This window comes from Vibrio pelagius, assembly GCF_024347575.1.
Lineage (GTDB): Bacteria > Pseudomonadota > Gammaproteobacteria > Enterobacterales > Vibrionaceae > Vibrio > Vibrio pelagius.
In genome coordinates this window covers 66,282-87,533 of the sequence record NZ_AP025504.1, presented here as the reverse complement: position 1 = coordinate 87,533, position 21,252 = coordinate 66,282, and the positions used below count along the sequence as shown (strand labels likewise).

Below are 21,252 nucleotides of genomic sequence, written 5' to 3'. Positions count from 1 at the left end.
CAAAAGCTAAATTCTTCGTATTAGTTTTCATGGATACTTCACAATTGCTCACTAAGGTAAGAAACAAAGGGAAAATTGGAATCAAGTTTGAAACCACTTAAAAGATACCAATATGAAAGGTACGCCGTTTTGTGCAATCTCGCCTACCCGAGAGTGTTTAGACATACACGCTATGGGTTTGACCCAAACGGACAACGAATCATCAAAAATCAATTTGGCAAAACCATGATCCGAGTATTGTGGAGTGAAGCAGAAACAGAGGTGATTGTGGTGCTTAAAGGGTCTCATAGCCTCAGTGATTGGCTGATGAACTTTGCGTTATGGACAAGAAGCTGTAAATCCATTGGACTCAACTACCGAATCCACGCAGGGTTTTATCATCTTTTGTTTCAAGAGAGCCAACCCAGTAGAAACGACGATACACTCGGCGCTTCAGTCTTCGAGCGTTTAGACACTACACTCGCGCCACTCATCGAAAAAGGCAAGCGCGTTACCATCACCGGCCACTCTTCCGGTGGAGCTATTGGCTGCGTTTTCGCTGATTACCTGAATCACAAATACCCTAAGAGCATTAAACGTGTCGTGACGTTTGGCCAACCAGCGATTGGCAACTGGCAATTCAAGCAGCGCTATTCTCTTAACAAGAAGACTTATCGCATCTGCTGTGATTTAGACATCGTGACTTTCATGCCACCCATTCCCCTTGTCTATTGGCACGCAGGCAGAATGCTCTGGCTTTACAACGGTCGAATCTATGAGAACACCCCAACCCTAATTCGCTTTGGGCGCTCACTGCTCAGTTGGGTTATTCGTCCCTTCTCGTATCACTTAATGAGTAAGTACATTCGCAACAAAGATTTTTTTGATCAGAGATAAATGCATAATTGCCCTACGCGATTCTAAGTATTGTCACTGCCTAACAGTTGATCGACGCGTAGTAGAGATCTGACTGGGTAGTAAACTCAAACATGAATTGATATGTCTTGCCATGGCTGTCTGACACAGAGATCATCAGTTGATTCGGTTGATCAGTAAGCTGGTAAGCATTTGACGAGTACCAAGTGCGAAACACCCCATCATGTAAATACTTCGACGTTAAAGTCAGTGATTCAAATTCCTCATTTAATTGAACGTCATTACTGATAACGGTATTTAGCTTCAAATGGTCGCTGTCCTGTGAAGACTCTAATCCAAACTTCACTATCAATGTCTTTTCTGAGGACAAGCTAGGATAAACTCGTACTGTGATATCGTCGACGGTCTGCTCAAGAGCGTCATATTTCGCTTTGTGATAACCACACCCAGAACTTGCTGTCTCTGCTTGCCCAACTTGCACAATCGGCTTGTAATAGTCTCGCGTTGTTGGATAAAGCACACAACCGGTTAGCATGGTAATCAATGATACTGATACGAGTTTTCTGAACATTCACTATTCCTTTTCTTGATAACCCAACAATTATGAACAGTGTTTTATTATAGTGCTCGATTTCATTACACACGCTTACAAGCGAGAAGTTTTGAAACACGTTATCAAGATCGATTCCAATCTTCGGAGCTGTTGGGATCTTTACCGCCGTTAAGTTTAATCACTCTATGGTTTGAAGTGTGCCATAAAAGGCGGGGGATTCTATAGCAACGAGATCATCTAGCTCATTGAAAGACTGAAAAACAAAAAAGCACAGACTCGACGGCCTGTGCTTGATTTATTGTGTTGCTAAGATCCATTGATCTTTATAGCTTGAAGCGACTCAGCTCTTGCTTAAGGTTGTTAGCTAACTGATTGAGTTGGTCAGCTTGAACAACAGCATCAGAAGCATCTACCGCCATTACATCACTCACCTCACGAACCGATTCGGTATTGGTGTTGATTTCAGCGGTTACCAGCGATTGCTCCTCTGCAGCTGAAGCAATTTGGGTCGCCATATCGCTGATCACCTGAATCGCTTCACGGATCTGCTCCAAACTTTCACCCGCTAAGTTAACGTCATTCACACTGGTGCGCGCCATATCATGGCTCTGATTCATCACTTCAACCGCTCCATTGGTTGCTTGTTGAAGTCGTTTGATCTTGTCTTCAATTTCTTCCGTTGATGCGTGTGTTCTTTGCGACAATACGCGCACCTCATCTGCAACAACCGCAAAACCTCGCCCCTGCTCGCCCGCGCGCGCCGCTTCAATCGCAGCATTAAGTGCCAGTAGGTTAGTCTGCTCAGCTATATCACGAATCGTTGCCAAAATCGTCGCTATTTGCTGACCGTGCTCTTCAAGTTCGCTGATGATGGATACTGCACCAGTTAACTCATTAGCCAATTCATTAATTGATGCTTGGCTTTTCTCCATTTGCTGGAAGCCTTGTTCGCTCAACTCTACTGAATAAGTAGCGCTCTTAGCGGTATTATCCGCGTTGGATGCGATCTCTGACGTTGCTGTTGCCATTTCAGTCACAGCAGTCGCTACCATTGTGATTTCATCCTGTTGCTTGCCAACGCTCTCACTTCGCTTCATCGCACTTTGATTAGCATGTTCTGCACCATGGGTCATTGCTGAGGACACGTTACTCACGTTTTTCATCATCTCATGGAGACGGTCAATGAAGGTATTGAACTTATCAGCCAATTGCCCCACTTCATCATGGCTAGATACTGTCAGCCTACGGGTTAAATCACCTTCGCCCTCTGCGATATCCGCCAGCGCTTCACCTACTCGACCTAACTCGACAAGTTGGCGAGCAACAAACCATGAGGTCGCGATAGCCATTACGATAAGTACAATCAAACCTGTCGTAACTTGGTTGATTAACATGGTAAATAGCGGTTGTTCCAAGACCTCTTTGCTCATCTCGATCACAAGCATCCAATCGGTATTCTTGATTGGTTCAGCCATGATCACTTTCTCTACACCATCTACGTCTGCGTAAAGCGTCGTTAAGTTCGCAGCTGCTGAGTTTAAGCTCGCGACATTTAGCTCGGGCGCAATATCGGTGATCTTCTTAAGAATGAAATCTTTGTTACTGTGCGCAACCACTGTGCCTTGAGTGTCGATCAAAATAGCTCGGCCATCACCCGGTACTGGAATCGCCAGTACGTCTTGAATCAACTTATCTAAAGCGAGGTTAGACGCTGCTACCCCAACGATTTGACCATTTTCAAACACAGGATCCGTCAGCGTAACCACCAAGGTTTGCATGGTGACGCTCACGTAAGGTTTGGTGGTAATTGCTCTGTTCGCCGCCAACGTCTCTTTGTACCAACCGCGAACACGTGGGTCATAACCGGCTTTGTTTAAAGAAGGGTCATGGCGGAACATCTCACCTTCTTTGTTTCCGAAGTAACTTAAACCAAATCCACCTGACACCAAGGTTTGGCGCAAGTGAGGCACAACATCCAAATCTGGATTCAATGAAATTTGTTGTTGTAATCCGTTTACTGCTTGTTTCTTGTCGTGAAACCAGTCGCTAATACCTTTTGCGTGAGCATGGAGCGTATTTCGGCTCTCACTCTCGATAGCTTGCCAACTGTTGGTTTGAAACGTTTTGTAGCCAATGAAAAGTAAAATGGCAGATGTCATCGCAATTGCCAGAACCACAGAGGAAACCATCTTACCCTTAAGACTAAATTGCATAATTTAGAGCCTCTTATAAAACTTAGAACATGAGTTAGTGTTTTATAGTCTCACCTATGCAACTGATATTTCGAGAGTTTCGACTCAATAATGAAACAAGTTGGGTATGATTTGTCAATATGTGACTTGTGCAATACCAAAGTAGTATTGAAACAGCTAAAAAGGAACGTTGTTGAAATACAGATGGGCTAATGAGATACAACGGTTCCAAAAAAATGGCGACATTAGAAATGTTTAAAACAAGAGACAAAATTCAGAAACAAAAAAACCAGTCACTAGGACTGGTTTTATTGAATAATGGAGGCGCCTCCCGGAGTCGAACCGAGGTCCACGGATTTGCAATCCGCTGCATAGCCACTCTGCCAAGGCGCCTTAAATTGATTGTTGTAGTCTAAGGTAACTACATATCTCTTTAGAGAGAAATAGATGGTGCCCCGGGCCGGACTTGAACCGGCACAGCGCGAACGCCGAGGGATTTTAAATCCCTTGTGTCTACCAATTCCACCACCAGGGCACGCAATTCTTTATTGCGATGCCGTTACGATTCGTAAACACCATCTTAATGTCGATGCTAATCAACATTACAAAATTTTGAGCGACACACGAGCTTCCCTATCTTCAAGGCTTAAGGCGTGGCCTCAACCTTGGCAAGGTTGCGCTCTACCAGCTGAGCTAGTCTCGCATAGTATTCAAACTCGAGGTTTGAATGGAGGCGCCTCCCGGAGTCGAACCGAGGTCCACGGATTTGCAATCCGCTGCATAGCCACTCTGCCAAGGCGCCTTTTTATTTCAACACGTTAGGATGTTGTCCCCCTGTGTTCGGGTGCTTACTTTACGGATTGAGAAAGGATAGTCAAATAAAAATGTGCATTTAAATTCTGTTTGCTGACATTTAAATCAAATTGCTGCACCTTCCACCTATTCAGACAGAAATCGTACAGCAATTTACATCACCATTTTTTCATTAAACGCCCAACGAGACTTGGATGGTACGACCAACAGTGGTCAAACATACTCATTAATTGAGGGTTGCCGTATTTAGAAAGACTCACAGCGTGGAAGCGGTTCTTGTGTTGTTTCAATTTCTCAACCTGCGCAATCATCTCATCAGACTGCTTAGGCGCAATAAAATCAGAAAGCACAACCAAATCTGCGTTCTTGTACTTATCGCCCATCATGAGATCAATCGACTTCATTAACACAGGCTCTAGATCGGTACCGCCGTGGAATGAGTAACTTAAGAAATCACTCGCCTCACGCAATCCGTCCTGACGAGTTAACTCATAAGTGATTTGCTCCGAAGAGAACAGAATCACGTAACAGTCACGCTCTTCCGCCAAAGCAATTTGCATCAGAGCATAAGCCATAGCTTTAGCCGATTGCTCAGGGAACCCGCTCATGGAGCCAGAGGCGTCAACACAGACGATAAACGGGCCTTTCTCGATATCTACATTCTTAGCATCTGGTTTTTGCGCTTTCACTTTTCTTAAAGTTCGAGATTTACCTTGAGAGCGGTAACTCAATAAACGCTTATCAGCTAAATGCTTGTAGAAGATAACTTCGAGTTCTGGGTAAGCCAAAAACATGGTTTCGTTTGGCAGCATCTTATTGAGATCGTCACTTTCGTGAATACCAACAATATCATCTACCGCTTCATCGGCTTTCTCTTCCACCATTTGAAGCTCTTCAACCGGTGCTTTATGCAGTGAAGGATCATCTTCTAACCCAGCCATACGGCCAAGCTTCTCAGCAATCTCTTGAAGCCCTTTGTGCTTGTTGAGGAACTCTGCATGACGCTTCATTACAGTAAGGTCTGTTTTACTCAGCTTAGCCGACGCCATATCCCACAAGCGCCCTACACTGCCTTCATCACCAGACTCCGTCACTTTGTCCATGTTTTTCATGGTTTCCATGCGTTGGTAAAGATCTGCAAGCACTTTCTCTTTACTCGCTTCAAGCTCAGTTACCTGCGCTTGTTTGATCGCTTCAGACAGGGCTTGATACCACTGGTCACAGAAGTAATGCGGGAACATGGCGTTGTACACACCCTTGTTGTGTTCAAGCAGACGGCGAGCTTGCAGATAAAACGCAGAGTGCCACTCTAGCTTTTTGATCACCGAGTCGATCTCTTCAAAAAACTGCTCTTCATTCCAGTGAATCACCTCTTGGTAGAGGGCAATTTCTTGTTGAAATCGATCGGTTTCGCAGACTTTGGTGACGCGTTTTTTTACCTTGCCACGCCACTTAACTAAATGGTTTTTAACAGAGGTTTTAACACCTTTGTTTTCCGCCGCCATCATCACTTGCGAGCGGGCCAATAAGTCATTCATTGCAGTATCAATGATGCCAGAGTCTGCCACCATTAAAGCCAGATTTAATCCGTCTGCTCCTAACATGTAATGCCCCCTTACTCGAAGTATTGGCTCATGAACTTGATACGCTGAACGATCTTACTGCTCTTAACTTGTGTAGTTTCAAGATCTTGAGTGATGGATTGCAAGCTTGCCTCCATCGCCTTCGGTAATTCAGGGTCAATAAAGTTATGTGGTAGCGCGCCATGAAAATCTGAGCGCACTTTTTTAAGGTTAAATTCTGCATCTTGAAGTTGTTTAAGCGCGGCTTCTGCACCCGTTAACCATTTGTCGTATAGCTCTTTGTCCAGGCCATCAGACGTCACGACGCTCACTAACACTGAACGGTTAGCAATGTCTTTGATAACAAGTTGGTTGGATGCATCTAAATCCAGCTTCAGGCGACATAGGTTTTTGTTTTCATTTACATAACCATAGATGTCACCGTGACCTTCTTTGATCACGCGGTCGAAGTCGTCTTTCGCAACGTAAACCCAGCGACTGTCGCCCTTTTCAGACTCAGATACTGACATATTGCTTTGCAACAGCACCAATTTCACTAGATTGTAGGCACTACCTACGCTGTACATTTTGGCGTTTTTGATATCGTGCTGGTAAATGTCTTTACGCAGTAGACCGCTACTCGTTTCCATCGAAAGAGACACAGACAGCGTAGATTCTACGTCCGCTTGAATCTCTTCTAACTCTTCACGTGCTAGCTCAATTTGGTGTTTCGATTCTTGTTGGTCAAACGCTCGGTTCAACGCAAAATCGTTAACGACACTACGAACCACATCACGAGATTCTGGGCTATGCCATAGGCAGTCTTGAAGTAGCATGATATCAAGGGGATTCACGGTATCGCGACCACTAAAGAAGGCGCTCGCTTTTAGCAACTTAACGGCTTTCTTCCAACGACGGTCAGACACGTAAAGCTCAGAGTCTGACATCGCGCCGCCCTGCTTCTTCACTGTCTCTTCAAGCATGGTTTTAAGTTCGTAAAGCTTGTCGAATGCATTGTCGTTAAGCTCTAGACGATCTAATTCTTTCTGCCATTGGTGATACTCAATATCTGTGATAGCAAGACCCGGTGGAATAGTCGCTTCTTGAGGTGTACCCGTGGTTAGCATCGACTTAAAGTTCTGCTTATTCTGGATACGGTTTACGAACACACGAACCAACATACGATCATAAAGCGCCTCAAGGCCGCTGTCTTCATCTGGTAATTCGTTTGATGCAGAAACCAGCAGTCGCATCGGAACACGCTCGATGTCACTGCCGTTTTTAAAAGTTTTTTCGTTAACAACAGTCAATAGTGTATTGAGGATTGCCGGACCTGCTTTCCAAATCTCATCAAGGAAAACAACCTGAGCTGTTGGCAAGTAACCTTCAGTTAAACGCACGTAACGACCATTATCTTTCAATTCTTGAATACTCAACGGGCCAAAAACTTCTTCTGGGGTTGAAAAGCGCGTCATCAAATATTCGAAGTAGCTACTATTATCGAAAGCTTGTATTAAACGTTTCGCGATCAAACTTTTCGCGATACCTGGAGGACCAAGCAAGAAAACACTTTCGCCTGCAAGCGCAGCAAGTAAACAAAGTTTAATGGTGTCTTCACGTTCGTAGACACCGTCAGATAAGGCTTGAGCAAGCTTGTTAATGCGTTCGGAGAGTAATGCTTTGTCAGCATGGGAGGATACAGAAGGATTCATCACAGCAAAACTCCGGAAACTTTCAAGATAATTAAGAGTGTAGATATGTTTTTATACATTTGTTAGCACTTTGTTACAAGTGTATTTTATTGTTGAGTAGCATTTATATCAGATGGTTAGATTGGTAATTTTGCTGTAATCAAAGATTCCAATTTTGAGAATAGTGTCACAATGTGTGATGAGTTGCTGGAAACACATTCAGAATTTTTCTTTTATTTTCGACATATTTGGCGTTAAGGTGGTCAACGTCTTATATGTCCGGCAATTGGCAAGGAAAGTGACTACCACTCCATGAAAACAATAATCCACAAATGGAAAAGCATCTCATTAATAGAAGAGGATGTTAAATTACCCACCGGGTCCTTAATTACTCACACCACGATTCAACACCCTGGCGCAGCAGTCATACTTCCCATCACGTCCAATGGAAAGGTCATTCTCATTAATCAATTTAGACCTTCGTTAAAAAAATGGCTGTTAGAGCTCCCAGCAGGCACGATGGAACAAGGTGAAACACCTTTAGATTGTGCGAAGCGAGAACTCGAAGAAGAGACTGGTTATAGTGCTGATCAATTTCAGAGTTTGGGGCAAGTGACTCCACTCGCTGGTTTCTGTGATGAGATCCAGCATCTATTCGTCGCATCAGAGCTCAACCTGACCACACGCTTTAGCTGTGATGATGACGAAGTGATTGAAGTGCTCGAACTTACTGTTGAAGAGCTTCAACAAAAAATTCGTAACGATCAAATTACCGATACCAAAACTATCGCGTGTTTAAGTAAAGCCCAACTTTGCGGCTACCTATAGGAGAGAAATATGGACTTTCGTTCTGATACCGTCACCAAACCGAGTCAGGCTATGCGCCAAGTTATGGCTAATGCAGAGGTTGGCGACGATGTTTACGGTGATGACCCGACTGTAAATGACTTAGAACAGTGGGCCGCCGAAGAGGCAGGTTTTGAAGCCGCCATGTTCACTTCATCGGGCACGCAAGCCAACCTTCTTGGATTAATGGCACATTGTGGCCGCGGTGATGAATACTTGTGTGGGCAGCAAGCTCACAACTATAAATATGAAGCGGGCGGTGCCGCAGTTCTCGGTTCAATTCAGCCACAGCCGATCGAGAACAACCCAGACGGTACTCTAGACTTTGGCAAACTCGAAAGTGCAATCAAACCTGACGACAGCCACTTCGCTCGCACAACACTTTTGAGCTTAGAAAACACCATCAACGGTAAAGTGTTACCACTCTCCTACTTGGCAGAAGCTCGTGAGTTCACTAATAAGCACGGTTTAAAACTGCATTTAGATGGTGCTCGTGTTTACAACGCAGCGGTAGCATTAGATGTCCCTGTTCAAGAGATCGCTCAACACTTTGACTCAATGACCATCTGTTTATCTAAAGGTCTAGGTGCTCCGGTTGGATCACTACTTCTAGGCAGCAAAGAGTATATCGCTAAAGCACGTCGCCTAAGAAAAATGGTGGGTGGTGGTATGCGTCAAGCCGGTATCTTGGCGGCAGCAGGTAAAATGGCGCTTACAGAAAACGTGGCGCAACTGAAAACCGACCACAAAAATGCAAAAGATCTCGCAGTTGGCCTTAGCGAACTGCCAGGCTTCTCTGTGAACCCCGACTTTGTTCAAACTAACATCGTATTCGCCAAGCTAGGTGACAGTGTCGATATCACTGCAATAGCAAATAAACTGGCAACAAAAGAGATCACGATTACACCAAGCAACCCAATCCGCTTTGTGACACACCGTGATATCTCTAGCGAAGACATCGCTCGATTCCTCACAGAGCTTAAATCAGCACTTTAACTGAATACAACCCTATGTTGCTAGTAGCATAGGGTTTGTTTTTCCCTTCGAAAAGCTCCGTCAACCCTCGACGTATAACCAGATAATCCGACTTCAGCCTGTGCTAAACTCAATAAACTAAAGCACTTGATCGTTTTTCTACCGTTATATAGCAGTGCAAAGCCTATATAGCTTTACACGCCCTATTGAACCCTTACAATGTGCTCAAAATATTTTTACAAGGTTTATCTCTATGTCTATCCAATGGTTTCCGGGCCACATGCACAAAGCCCGCAAAGAAATCGAAGAAGTTATCCCTAAAGTTGACGTTATCATTGAAGTACTAGATGCGCGTATTCCATTTAGTTCAGAAAACCCAATGATTGCAGAGATCAAAGCAGGTAAACCGGTAGTTAAAGTTCTAAACAAACGCGATCTTGCGGATCCAGAACTCACTCAAATGTGGATTGAACACTTTGAAAAAGAGCAAGGCGTAAAAGCGATCGCGATTACTACCAGCGTTAAAGAAGAAGTAAATCACATCATGGAGCTAGTACGTAAGTTAGCCCCTCACCGTGAAGAGATTGGTAAAAACATTCGCACCATGATCATGGGTATTCCAAACGTTGGTAAATCAACCATCATTAACTGTCTGGCAGGTCGTACGATCGCTGTAACAGGTAACCAACCTGCTGTGACTCGTCGCCAGCAACGCATCAACCTACAAAACGGTGTGGTGCTTTCGGATACTCCGGGAATCTTGTGGCCCAAAGTAGAAAACCCTCACAGTGGTTTCCGCCTAGCAGCAACTGGGGCAGTAAAAGATACTGCAATGGAATACGATGAAGTCGCATTCTACACGGTAGAGTACTTGGCGAAGCAATACCCTCACCTACTGAAAGAGCGTTACCAAATCGAAGAGCTGCCAGAGTCAGACATCGAATTGATGGAAGAGATCGGTCGCAAACGTGGTGCACTGCGTGCAGGTGGTCATATCGATTTGCATAAGTGTTCAGAAATTCTTCTTCATGAACTGCGTAACGGCACACTTGGCCAAGTAACTTTAGAGCTGCCAGAAATGATCACGCAAGAGCTGATCGAAGTTGAACAAGCAGCACTGCGTAAAGCAGAAGAGAAAGCGAAGAAAAAAGAAGAACGTCGCAAGCGTTACCTGAAGAACAAGCGATAGCTATTGCTCATATTCGAGTGATGCCAGTACGCAAACTTCCCAGGTCTTCACGCCCTACAATACTGTAGGGCGTTATACCAAAACAAAACGAAGAATGTCATAGAACATATCCAGATCGTGTATCACTGTGGGCCACACTCAAACAATCATCGAAAAATTTAACAATCTCAGGCCGACAACACAAAAAACATCAGACCCGACTAATAGTAGAAAGTGCTTTTTGATAACAACAGTCATACTTTATCACTTCTAGATAATCTCTATCACTAAGTTGTCTTACTACATCATCACTTTGTTTTAGTAATCTCTTTGTTTGAGTCTTGCCCAACCCCTCTGGCCAAACATCTCCTAAATGTTCCACAATCTTCGTCCGAACAGATACTAGAGTTGGATACCTTTGTGAAATCTCAATATAAATAGGGAGCGACTCATTCATATTTAAACCCTGTAATACTTGATATCTTTCATCAAGCCAGTCACGTTTAACTCTTTCTAAATCTATTGACTGTTCAAGGAGAGCTTTCATAGAATCCAGGATTATTTCACTATTTATATCATTTTTATTTTGTACGATGCTTTTTTTGAAAGATTTTGCAAGTATAACAGACATTTCTTGGCTTTCTTTGTCATAAGAACAATAAGACAATAACCAAACAAAATATAAAATATCGTAAAAGTGAAATAGATTGCTGTTAACACTTGAGAGCAAATCCCGATAAGAAGAATTTAGTAGACCTAAAAATTCTTCGAACTTTCCTTGAAGGAGTAACAAGTGTGATGTCAGAATATCTACATTTATCTTCCATGATTCTGACCTATCTTCTATGGAAACTAACTCTAACACTGAAGACTCTATCATAACTAATGATATGGTTTCTTGGGAGTCTCTAGTGAAGAACATTAGCATTCTTCGAACTAAATTTAATTTCATCCAAAGATCATCTCTAAATGTATCTCTGTTTAAGTTGTAGTATTTTTTATAAAAATTAAATGATTCACGATAGTCACCAACTGATAGTGATAAGTTAGAGATCACTAACTCCCTCTCAGAACTACCCTTGGTCAAACTATTGACTAACTTAATATTTTTTATACTATCTGGGATTTTATTGGAATGAAGATCGATGCTAGCCATTTCTTTTATAGCATTAATGTTATTTGGGCTTCTCTCTATAATAGAGTTGACTAACTTTCTAGCTTCTTCTAATTCTCCTAGGTTCTTCATAGAATTTGAAAGGCCCAAAACAACCCAATCGGAGTCATTGTGATTGAGAAGAGACTTATAAAACTCCTTCGCTTGATTCCAGAGTTTCATGAGACGATAAAATCGACCTTTTTCTTTCATTATATAATTGTAATACTGAGGAAAAAAAGGCAATAGCTTGTCACACTCTTGAACGCCTATTTCAAAGTCACCTCTATCTCTAGCAATATATATACCTTTCATTGCACGTTTACGTTCTACTCCAGAAATTACTCGTTTTCTAAGAAACTCTTGATTAAACGGTTTCAAAAGATAGTCATCTGGCTCTAGATCGATTAATGAATTTACTGTCTCTAAAGATGAATCACCTGTGATGACGACAAATATCGAGTCGCTTTTTAAGCAATCAAAATGTTTCATTTCTTCAAAAACTTGCTTGCCATCAAGTGTTGAGTAAAAGTTATAATCACATATTATTACATCAAATAACTCTTTTTTTGCCAATGCAATTCCATTTTTAGGACTCTGAGAAAAAGCGATGTTCCTCTCACTAAATCCGATTCTTGACAACATACCTCGGACACTACTGATAACTACATTTGAATCATCGAGTATAAGAACTTTCAGATTAGACACACTCATTAACGAAATTTACTCTAATTGTATAAATCATGTTTGTTCTGATACATTCTATTATCAGATAACCTCAGTGTGGATTGGAAATCGAAACACTCACTTGAGTGGGCTACACCACAAGACACTGAAACCCCCTCTCCCTTCAATATCAGAGTTTTACTCAAAATATCCGTTAGTCTTTCTATAGTTTCGCTAATTTCAACTTCTTCATATAGACCACTCATGACTACGACAAATTCATCACCTCCAATACGGAATAGTTTATCTTCATTAGGGAAACAATTTTTGATTGCTCTTCCAATTGCTTTGATTACTTCATCGCCGACTTTGTGTCCGTACTTATCATTAAAATACTTAACTTTATTTCCATCGATACTAAAAATTGTAAAATTTTCATTTTTACAAATATTAGCTGAATAACTATCGAATGATTTTCTATTCAAGAGGCCAGTTAACGAATCTTTGTATATCATCATATTCATTGATGAAATTTTATTCATTTGAAGTCTTTTACGTGTTGTTACAATAGAAACCGTAACACCAAACCCTAAAACAATGATAACTTTCAATAAAATATATCTATCAAATATATCTAAAATACCAAGATCAGCATTATAGGATAACTTGTCATTATTGTGTTCAAAACTATCTATGACAGGAATGGTAAAATAATCAAGATTACTTTTTTTAATTTTCTTATAAATTCTATATTTATAACCAGAAAATTCATTGTATTCTGAAAATACCACATGGTAATTTGACAGAAAATTCCCCGGATTGTATTTAAACTTAAACCAATATATTAATGGGCCAAATTCAGAGCCACCAACATGCTTATACAACATTATATTAGACTGTCCTCTTATAAGGTAAGGATTACTAAAGTGAGTTGTATGGTCAGTTAGATAACCTTCTTCAAGAAACCGCTTTGTACATATGGATAATTTCTCACACAACAAATCAAAAGGTACATTGTTTATTTTTGTTTTATAAGGCTTATGATTGATAACCGTTTTATACCTTGGAAGTATGAGCCCATGTTCAGCAACTTTATCGAAGTATGCTAGCTGCCTTATATAGTGTGATATAATTTTTACATGTTTCTCACTAAATCGATCAAATGACTCATCCTCATAAAAATTCTCTATAGTTACTAGTTTTACATCTTCTTTTATACCTTTATTAATGTCTTGAGTCATTGTTAACTTGTCGAACAAGTTGGCTAATGACTTCATATTCATCAATGACAATTCTATCTCATCTTTAATAAGTTCTCGTTTAGCCATAAACTCAACGAAGATAAAAATAACAATAAGAAATCCAATTATCGTATTTGTTTTGTTTACGTACTTATTCATTTAAGGTCAATCTACCCTTAATGTTACCAACAATTAACTTATCTTGAGGAAATGATTGAAATATATAAATGGTGTTATCATCCCTTTCAAAGTGGTAAAATAACATCCGATAAGCTTGAGACATTCTGTTGTAACGATCCGTTGCATTTTCAATATCTCCTCCCTGAACTCTTTCTCGAGTATAAACAAAATAAATAATTTGCTTGCCATATGCCAATTGTCGCCCTTCCACTTTCCATGTCGACATAAGTTTATTCAGTTCATCAAAATGGTAATGTAACGCTACGAATTTACCTCTGTAACAAGTTAAATATGTTTCTCTTCCAATATCCGGTTTTATATTTGTAATCTGATACCCACATCCAGCTCCATTAACAACGCCATATGCTAAAAATGATGACACGAGTATCAATAACGAAATAGATATACTAAATAGTCTATCCATCATTTTTCACCTCAACATAATACTTTGGAGAGACGAAATAAATCTTACTACCTATATTGTATTTGATACTACCTAGAGCATGTTCTTCTGAATGTAAATAACAGACATCATTAGAAAATATATTATCACACTTTACATCAACCCAGGACATATAAAAATATAGGATAATTGATAGTGATATAGCTAACATTACAATTGACGACAGCATTTTAAAAAAAACACTAACGGTATATCCACCAAAGTAACCAATATGCTTGTCTTCAATTTTTTGACCTAGACCTTCAACTTGATTTCCTTCTATGTCAATTAAGATTTTGTAACCACGTTTCGGTTCATTAACAATTTTTATTCCACCTAACTTAAGTATCTTTCTTAAGTTAGATATAGCTACAGCTAGAGAATTTATACCAGTAGAATTGTTCTCTCCCCAACCAGCTTTCTCTAATTCTTTTCTTGATAAAATTGAACCAGTGTGGCTATGAAGCTTTTTTAGTATGTAGGCTTCTGGAAGCGTAATAGCATAAACATTCCCGTCCGGCATCTTCAAAATAGCATTCTGCGATATCTCTAATTCAAAAGGACCAATATGAATCAGATCCATTTTTCACTCCGACTGTTGGTAACTACGTACATTTTAGTTCATTTTGTGTACAATTACTCAATCGAAAACATTGGTTACGCTAAAGCTAAGTCCACCTTTGCTCCTGAAGTATGCCTCTACCCAATCGATGTCGTTTAAAGGCAGTTTAAAAGTACAGTGCATGTTTTTTCCCGCAACTAACTCATTGTCACACATATCTAAAATGGACTGTATAGAGCTAGCAATCAACGTAACATTTACCACTTGTTGCATATATAAAGTCTCACAGGACTCACTCATATCCATGATTTCTCCGTTTCTTTAGACCGTCGCTTTCATACGCGTTTGTTGACACCCTAGCGACGTATGTATTACAAATGCCCCGACCAAATAACCATAGAAAAAATATATAAATTACACCTAAAATGAAGATTTAGTGTGATTTACGTCACGTGAGTTTTAGGTTTTCAAATCAGGATAGACGTTAGATATGGATAACTGATCTCTCAAATATGCAACCAACTTTATACCAAGAGCTACCTTAAGTTTTTCAACTAAATTTATAAAAAGTGCAATTTATGCAAATTGAAACAACTTTCAAGCTAATCATTGTGGCAACACTTGGCTTAGCCTTTCTGAAAGATAGAAAAATACTAATAGAACTAGACTTAATGGAAGTAACATAAGTCCAGTTTTGACTATGCTAAAATTACTTGATGTAGCAATCACGAACAAGTCTATAAATGTTAGTGTAACTACTGATAGTTCAATCGCTCTACTTATATATCTATTCTTGTTTCGATATACTGCGTAATTTTTTATCATATAGTACAAACCTCTTTGATTCGATGTTGACGTCATAATCTGGTCGATAAAAATATTAACCATTTTTTGTATATCAATTATATTTCCCCATAAAATTAATTTAAAATAAAGAAATACAATTTATATATTATTTATTTCAATAGATCATAAACATAAATATTTATGGTTATCTTCAGTCATAATTCTATTAATGGTAAGTTAATTATTTGCTTCTAACTGAGTTAGCTTTTTTTAGTTAAACGCTAAATGTGACTGTCCCACGTGATATTTTTCTAGATGTCTTGCATAGCGTTGTAAAATTTCTCCATTATCTCCTACGCTGTCAAAATATAATCTATCAACTTGAATTTTGAGGTTTTCAAAGTGAGTACAAGTAATATGATTAGATCTAATCATATTACTTGTACTCCTTTGATTCACCATAGAACAAGAGAGTATTTAACAGAGGTAAAGTATAACTAAATGGTAACCACCTACTGAACTAGATAGTTTTAGCTGAAAACAAAAAGCCCTGAGCGAATACTCAGGGCTTTCGTTTATCATCTTGTTAGCTTTATCAAGCAGGTGTTTTCAGTTGCTGGGCCAAAGTCGAAGGCGATGACCAAGAGTAGACTTTCTCTTTGACTTTGCTGCCACAAGGCGCGTCCCAGATCTGCTCAAGCTCTTCTTTACCACCAATAGACTCATAAAAACCAATAGCCTGCTTGTTCTTCGACATCACCTCTAAGTAAAGACCACTATCAGCATAATATTGCTCAAGTCGCTCTGAGAGCTCTGACAATAAACGCTTACCAATCCCACGACCACGATAGGCGTTATCGACATGCAAAGCGTCAATAAAAGTACCACGGTCGAAGTTGTGATTACCAAACGCACATACAAACCCAACAAGCAAACCACCCTCTTCAAGCAGCAGTACATGTTGGTTAAAAGGTGGATTGATGAGGCGAGTCTGCCAAATTACCGATCTGTCTTCTAGAACGTCGTGATCTAGATATTGATCAGCAAGAATCCCACGATAGTAGATTTTCCAGCTGTCTGCGTGTAACTGTGCGATACGCTCGTAATCTTTATATTCAGCTACTCTAATTTCCATTTATTAGCCCTTAGCACTTCCATTTATTTATTACTTCTACATTTAATACTACTTAAACACAAAATTAAAGCAAAACATACTATTAAAGCCTGACTACTAACAGGTACTTACACTTTGATTATTGACTTACACGTGTACGCTGATATTCTAGCGAACAACTGTACGCTCAATGGAATATGCTGATGACAACTGGCAATACAACGCAAAATAGCAAGCCACCTCTTATCTGGTTAAATGTTTTTATCTTCTCTTTTAGTATGCTTTTGGCTTTGATTGCCGCCCCTCTTTATGGCTACTACAACGGCTATGGAGCGGAGCATTGGGTTTGGTTAGCAATCTGTTTTAGCTTTTGTAATCTATCAATAACAACGGGTTACCATCGTTTGTGGTCACACAAAGCGTTTGAAGCACATTCTAGCTTACGATTTCTTTTTGCTTTGGGTGGTGCATTTGCACTTCAAAACAGCGCCCTTCACTGGTCTTCAGATCACCGCGTACATCACAAGCATGTCGACAACAACGACAAAGACCCATACTCTGCGAAACGCGGCTTTTGGTACTCGCATATCGGTTGGATGATTCGTAACTACAACACTTCAATTTACAAGGACTACGAAAATTGTCGCGACCTTAAAAAAGACAAAATTGTGATGTGGCAGCATAAACACTACATCTTGTTAGCACTTGTTATGAATTTTGGCGTACCTATTGCGCTTGGCGTGGTCTATGGCGACGTGATTGGCATGTTGCTAATGGTTGGTGCAGTTCGCCTAGTACTTAACCATCACACAACTTTCTTTATTAACTCACTTGCGCACATCTGGGGTAGCCAACCTTTCACAGACAAGAATACAGCACGTGATAATGGCATTCTTGCGGTTTTGACTTTTGGCGAGGGTTACCACAACTTCCACCATATTTTTGAGAACGATTACCGCAATGGCATTTACTGGTGGCAATACGATCCAACTAAGTGGCTGATCAAAGGCGCGTCGCTATGTGGCCTAACGTCGAAATTAAAGAAAACGCCACAAGCACGAATAGAGAAAGCAGAAGCTGCGATGCTGTTAAAGCGTACTCAACAGAAAATCATGCATCGAGCAGACAACATTCAAATTGCTGAAAAGCTGCAAGCAGAGTTCGACTCTCTTGTTGCAAACATGAATGAATACTATGCGGTGAAAAAGCAGTTGCTTGAGAGCAAACGCGACGACGTAGTTAAGAAATATGAGCACTCATTACTTAAAGTTCGTTACCAGCAAATCAAGCTCAACTTCGAACAACAGAAGCGCAATTGGGTCCAAACGGTAGAACAGTACGCTTAGTATTTAAAAGCAGCGCTTCAGTCAAAACGCCCTACTCCTCGATAGCAGGGTGTTTTTATTTAGCGCTGATTCTCCATTTAAGAGCATCAGATTATGGACTCACGATTCCATAGTCATTGGATTTGGACACTCTTTAATTCCATCTACAAACTGCCTATATTACTTGCACTTACCGAGTGAAATACCAAGGAAAAAAGAATGAGCAAGCTAACTATTATTGCAACTATCACCGCAAAACAAGACCGCATCGACCTAGTTAAATCTGAACTGATCAAATTAATCGAGCCAACTCGCGTAGAAGAAGGTTGTATCAGTTACGATCTACATCAAGACAACGACAACCCTGCTTACTTCGTTTTTCACGAAAATTGGGAATCTGAAGCTCTACTAGAACAGCATTTAGACAGCCAACATATCGCAGATTACCTTGCAGCGACGGAAGGTTTCGTTGAGTCATTTGTTATCAATAAAATGACGCACGTCGCTTAAACACCCAACGTCCCACGACTTTAGAATGCCCTGTCCCTATGACGGGGTTTTGTCGTTTTAAGGACTTGTGATTTTTATTCATAACGAAAAAACCCGCCAACTACGGCGGGCATGGTCAAACTTTGTGACTGCTTATAACAGCTCTATTGCAACCATCAAACCCATATTGAGCGTAACTATGACTAAATAACGCTCTGATATCTCATTGCTTTTTAGCTAACACGGGGGCATTAGTTGAAAGCACGAGCCAAGATACCATTCCCTTGATATTGGTAAACACTTGAATTGTTACTCACAAAAACCGACTCTCCCGGCTTCAATGTGATGCTTTGCCCTTCTGAAGTCACCGTCGCTTCCCCTTCCACACAGAACAGGATTTCCGCGCTACGAAGATACTGAGATTTACTTTCATCTGTAGCAGATAATATATCAAAACCAAAATCATCCACTGGAATTGGATAACTCATTTTGCCCTCTTTTAGCACTGGCTTGAGGCGGATGTCTTGCGGCTTGATAGGCTCAAAAATAGTGTTGTCAATCAGCTCTGGCACATCAATATACTTTGGCGTTAAACCTGCCCGCAGAACATTGTCGGAGCTAGCCATGATCTCTAAACCAGTACCCTGAACATAAGCGTGCGGTGTTTCCGCAAACAAAAACATAGCTTCGCCCGGTGCAAGTTCAACCGTGTTTAACATCAATGGCGCAAACAAACCGATGTCTCCTGGGTAGTGCTGTTTAAAGTCTTGGCTGTATTGCAAAGCTTCTCGGCCCATTACCGTCTTAGCCGGACGTCGATGTGCCGCGTACAATTCCTGTAACGCCGTTTCTTTCTTTTCACCTTCTAACGACATGATCGCGGTAAAGAATGCTTTCAATGAATCGCTGTCGGCATTGGTTTTAAGAACGTTTAACTCAATCGCTAGCGACGGAATATCAGCCTCTTCAAACAGAGCAATAATGTCCTCAATCGGTCTGAATCCATTCATCGCCTTGTAAAACGTCAGTGCATAAACCAACTCAGGTTTGTGGTTTGGATCTTTGTAGTTACGGTTAGCCGCATTCAGTGGAATACCCAGTGCATTCTCACGCTCGAAGCCTATTTCAGATTTACGCTTGTTTGGGTGAACTTGAATAGACAAGGGTGTTTCCGCAGCCAGCACCTTAAATAGGAAAGGTAACTCACCAAATCGAGCTGCGGTGTACCCACCTAAGACATCAATCTTATTCTCATCAATCACGTGAGAGAGAGCTTCCCCTGTGTCATCGACCTTCGAACAACCATTTGGGTGAGCTCCCATCCAGATCTCAGCTTGTGGTTCTTGATTAGGATTTACAATACCAAACAATTGATTAATGGAGTCTTTACTGCCCCATGCGTAGTTTTGAATAACATTGTCGAGTTTAAATAGAGACATAATTACTTCTCATTAAAAATCTGGCTGCCAAGCTTGAGCGTGGCTGCGATGTTGCGGGCAGTGCGAGTTAGGTTGCGACTCGCTTCTGATAAAACTTGTTCTAAAGGTTGCGGTGAACGTACAGTGCCAAAGGTGCTGTTGATGACTTGGTATAACTCATCGATTTCTTGACCTAATGAGCCAGCAATACCGATCGTCGGAATGCATCTACTTTGCGCGCGTCTGGCGATTCCAAATGGCGTCTTACCTTGTAAGGTTTGATTATCCATTTGGCCTTCCCCAGTAATAACAAGGTCTGTATCTTCGAGCACTTTGTCAGCATTTAGCGTGTCCAAAACCATCTCAATGCCCTGTTTGATGTGAATATCAAACAGCAAAGATAGCCCTAGAGGTGCGCCACCAGCGGCTCCAAATCCCATACGCTCACGATGATCTTTCCCACTCTCTGATTTCACAACCAAAGCAAACTGTTCAATGGCTGCATCCAACGTTTCGACAAGTTCCGCTGTTGCTCCTTTCTGCGGTCCAAAGACGTGGCTTGCTCCATTAGGGCCAGTCAATGGATTATCTACGTCGCAAGCAACGATAAACTCAACCGTGCTACAGCGAGGGTGAAGGTTTGAAAGATCTATCTTTGCGATATCACTCAACGCAGCACCACCCGGTTGTAATTCACAACCGTTCGTATCCAGTAATCTCGCCCCTAATGCTTGAACGATACCCGCCCCCGCATCATTCGTGGCACTACCACCTAAGCCAAGTAAGATCTTATCTACACCACAATCTAATGCTTGTTTGATCAGTTCCCCTGTACCAAAGCTGGTTGCTCGCTGAACGTCTCGCTGCTGTGGTGTAATGAGGTCAAGACCTGAAGCAGCAGCGAATTCAATCAGTGCTGTTTTCTCTCCGTTTGACTTGTCACCATTAAGTAACGCCCAGCTTGCTTGAACAGGTTCGCCGAGTGGTCCCGTTACTGTTGATATGTGCAACTCACCTTCAAGCCCTTGCAACAGAACATCAACCGTTCCTTCTCCACCATCAGCTAACGGTAAGTGAACATACTCTGCACAAGGAAATACTTGGCGAAACCCAGCCTCAATGCTTTCACATACCTGCTTTGCTGTTAGGGATTCTTTGAATGAATCAGGAGCAATAACAATTTTCATCGTCGTTCACCTACTCCGCCCAACACCTGGGCGG

Annotated in this window: 17 protein-coding genes, 4 tRNA genes and 1 pseudogene; 6 read left to right on the top strand and 16 right to left on the bottom strand. The window is 41.1% G+C overall.

What is annotated here, in order from left to right; all coding sequences use genetic code 11:
- The first annotated feature begins 87 nt into the window (after positions 1 to 87).
- The gene (locus vsple_RS14660) at positions 88 to 876 is read left to right on the top strand and encodes a lipase family protein (RefSeq protein WP_255231900.1); all 789 of its coding nucleotides are present in this window, start codon (positions 88 to 90) and stop codon (positions 874 to 876) included.
- A 40-nt stretch (positions 877 to 916) separates the two neighbouring features.
- On the opposite strand, the gene vsple_RS14655 is transcribed toward vsple_RS14660, so the two are convergent.
- The 9 genes and pseudogenes from vsple_RS14655 to vsple_RS14620 form a co-directional block, all read right to left on the bottom strand.
- A complete protein-coding gene (locus vsple_RS14655) occupies positions 917 to 1,426 on the bottom strand; it encodes a hypothetical protein (protein ID WP_261883641.1) in 510 nt (169 codons plus the stop codon).
- Positions 1,427 to 1,496: 70 nt separating this feature from the next.
- A pseudogene (locus vsple_RS22035) lies at positions 1,497 to 1,664 on the bottom strand (PLP-dependent aminotransferase family protein); the annotation flags it as partial.
- A gap of 67 nt (positions 1,665 to 1,731) precedes the next feature.
- Positions 1,732 to 3,621 carry a methyl-accepting chemotaxis protein gene (locus tag vsple_RS14650; RefSeq protein ID WP_476723330.1) on the bottom strand — a complete coding sequence of 630 codons (1,890 nt, stop codon included), beginning with the start codon at positions 3,619 to 3,621 and terminating at the stop codon, positions 1,732 to 1,734.
- Positions 3,622 to 3,919: 298 nt separating this feature from the next.
- Positions 3,920 to 3,993 (bottom strand) — tRNA-Cys (locus vsple_RS14645).
- Positions 3,994 to 4,048: 55 nt separating this feature from the next.
- A tRNA-Leu gene (locus tag vsple_RS14640) sits at positions 4,049 to 4,135 on the bottom strand.
- An 80-nt stretch (positions 4,136 to 4,215) separates the two neighbouring features.
- A tRNA-Gly gene (locus vsple_RS14635) sits at positions 4,216 to 4,303 on the bottom strand.
- A 25-nt stretch (positions 4,304 to 4,328) separates the two neighbouring features.
- Positions 4,329 to 4,402, bottom strand: a tRNA-Cys gene (locus tag vsple_RS14630).
- Positions 4,403 to 4,571: 169 nt separating this feature from the next.
- Entirely contained in the window at positions 4,572 to 6,017 is a 1,446-nt protein-coding gene (gene viaA / locus vsple_RS14625; RefSeq protein ID WP_032552636.1) for an ATPase RavA stimulator ViaA, read from the bottom strand.
- A gap of 11 nt (positions 6,018 to 6,028) precedes the next feature.
- Complete coding sequence (locus vsple_RS14620) at positions 6,029 to 7,687, bottom strand: ATPase RavA domain-containing protein (protein WP_261884033.1); 1,659 nt, start codon at positions 7,685 to 7,687, stop codon at positions 6,029 to 6,031.
- A gap of 291 nt (positions 7,688 to 7,978) precedes the next feature.
- Here vsple_RS14620 and vsple_RS14615 point away from each other — a divergent pair, with 291 nt between their 5' ends.
- From vsple_RS14615 to ylqF, 3 genes are all read left to right on the top strand, one after another.
- The gene (locus vsple_RS14615) at positions 7,979 to 8,494 is read left to right on the top strand and encodes an NUDIX hydrolase (RefSeq protein ID WP_255231905.1); all 516 of its coding nucleotides are present in this window, start codon (positions 7,979 to 7,981) and stop codon (positions 8,492 to 8,494) included.
- Between the two features lie 9 nt (positions 8,495 to 8,503).
- Complete coding sequence (gene ltaE, locus vsple_RS14610; RefSeq protein WP_261883640.1) at positions 8,504 to 9,508, top strand: low-specificity L-threonine aldolase; 1,005 nt, start codon at positions 8,504 to 8,506, stop codon at positions 9,506 to 9,508.
- A 232-nt stretch (positions 9,509 to 9,740) separates the two neighbouring features.
- On the top strand, positions 9,741 to 10,676 hold the full coding sequence (gene ylqF / locus vsple_RS14605; protein WP_261883639.1) for a ribosome biogenesis GTPase YlqF: 936 nt from the start codon (positions 9,741 to 9,743) through the stop codon (positions 10,674 to 10,676).
- 190 nt (positions 10,677 to 10,866) lie between these two features.
- On the opposite strand, the gene vsple_RS14600 is transcribed toward ylqF, so the two are convergent.
- The 5 genes from vsple_RS14600 to vsple_RS14580 all read right to left on the bottom strand — a co-directional run bounded on the left by vsple_RS14600 (position 10,867) and on the right by vsple_RS14580 (position 16,820).
- Positions 10,867 to 12,522, bottom strand: a complete 1,656-nt coding sequence (locus vsple_RS14600; protein ID WP_261883638.1) for a response regulator — start codon at positions 12,520 to 12,522, stop codon at positions 10,867 to 10,869.
- 14 nt (positions 12,523 to 12,536) lie between these two features.
- Positions 12,537 to 13,874 (bottom strand): GGDEF domain-containing protein, encoded by a 1,338-nt coding sequence (locus tag vsple_RS14595; RefSeq protein WP_261883637.1) that lies wholly within the window; start codon positions 13,872 to 13,874, stop codon positions 12,537 to 12,539.
- Positions 13,867 to 14,322, bottom strand: a complete 456-nt coding sequence (locus vsple_RS14590) for a hypothetical protein (protein ID WP_261883636.1) — start codon at positions 14,320 to 14,322, stop codon at positions 13,867 to 13,869. The genes vsple_RS14595 and vsple_RS14590 overlap by 8 nt, the downstream gene beginning before the upstream one ends.
- Positions 14,312 to 14,920 carry a winged helix-turn-helix domain-containing protein gene (locus vsple_RS14585; protein WP_261883635.1) on the bottom strand — a complete coding sequence of 203 codons (609 nt, stop codon included), beginning with the start codon at positions 14,918 to 14,920 and terminating at the stop codon, positions 14,312 to 14,314. The genes vsple_RS14590 and vsple_RS14585 overlap by 11 nt, the downstream gene beginning before the upstream one ends.
- 1,360 nt (positions 14,921 to 16,280) lie before the next feature.
- Positions 16,281 to 16,820 (bottom strand): GNAT family N-acetyltransferase, encoded by a 540-nt coding sequence (locus tag vsple_RS14580; RefSeq protein ID WP_261883634.1) that lies wholly within the window; start codon positions 16,818 to 16,820, stop codon positions 16,281 to 16,283.
- Between the two features lie 182 nt (positions 16,821 to 17,002).
- Here vsple_RS14580 and vsple_RS14575 point away from each other — a divergent pair, with 182 nt between their 5' ends.
- Entirely contained in the window at positions 17,003 to 18,145 is a 1,143-nt protein-coding gene (locus tag vsple_RS14575) for an acyl-CoA desaturase (protein ID WP_261883633.1), read from the top strand.
- A gap of 198 nt (positions 18,146 to 18,343) precedes the next feature.
- The gene (locus tag vsple_RS14570) at positions 18,344 to 18,634 is read left to right on the top strand and encodes a putative quinol monooxygenase (protein ID WP_261883632.1); all 291 of its coding nucleotides are present in this window, start codon (positions 18,344 to 18,346) and stop codon (positions 18,632 to 18,634) included.
- A gap of 230 nt (positions 18,635 to 18,864) precedes the next feature.
- On the opposite strand, the gene manA is transcribed toward vsple_RS14570, so the two are convergent.
- Positions 18,865 to 20,052: a mannose-6-phosphate isomerase, class I gene (gene manA, locus vsple_RS14565; protein WP_261883631.1), complete on the bottom strand. Its 1,188-nt coding sequence runs from the start codon at positions 20,050 to 20,052 to the stop codon at positions 18,865 to 18,867.
- 2 nt (positions 20,053 to 20,054) lie between these two features.
- Positions 20,055 to 21,218, bottom strand: a complete 1,164-nt coding sequence (locus vsple_RS14560; protein WP_261883630.1) for a glycerate kinase — start codon at positions 21,216 to 21,218, stop codon at positions 20,055 to 20,057.
- Between the last annotated feature and the right edge of the window lie 34 nt (positions 21,219 to 21,252).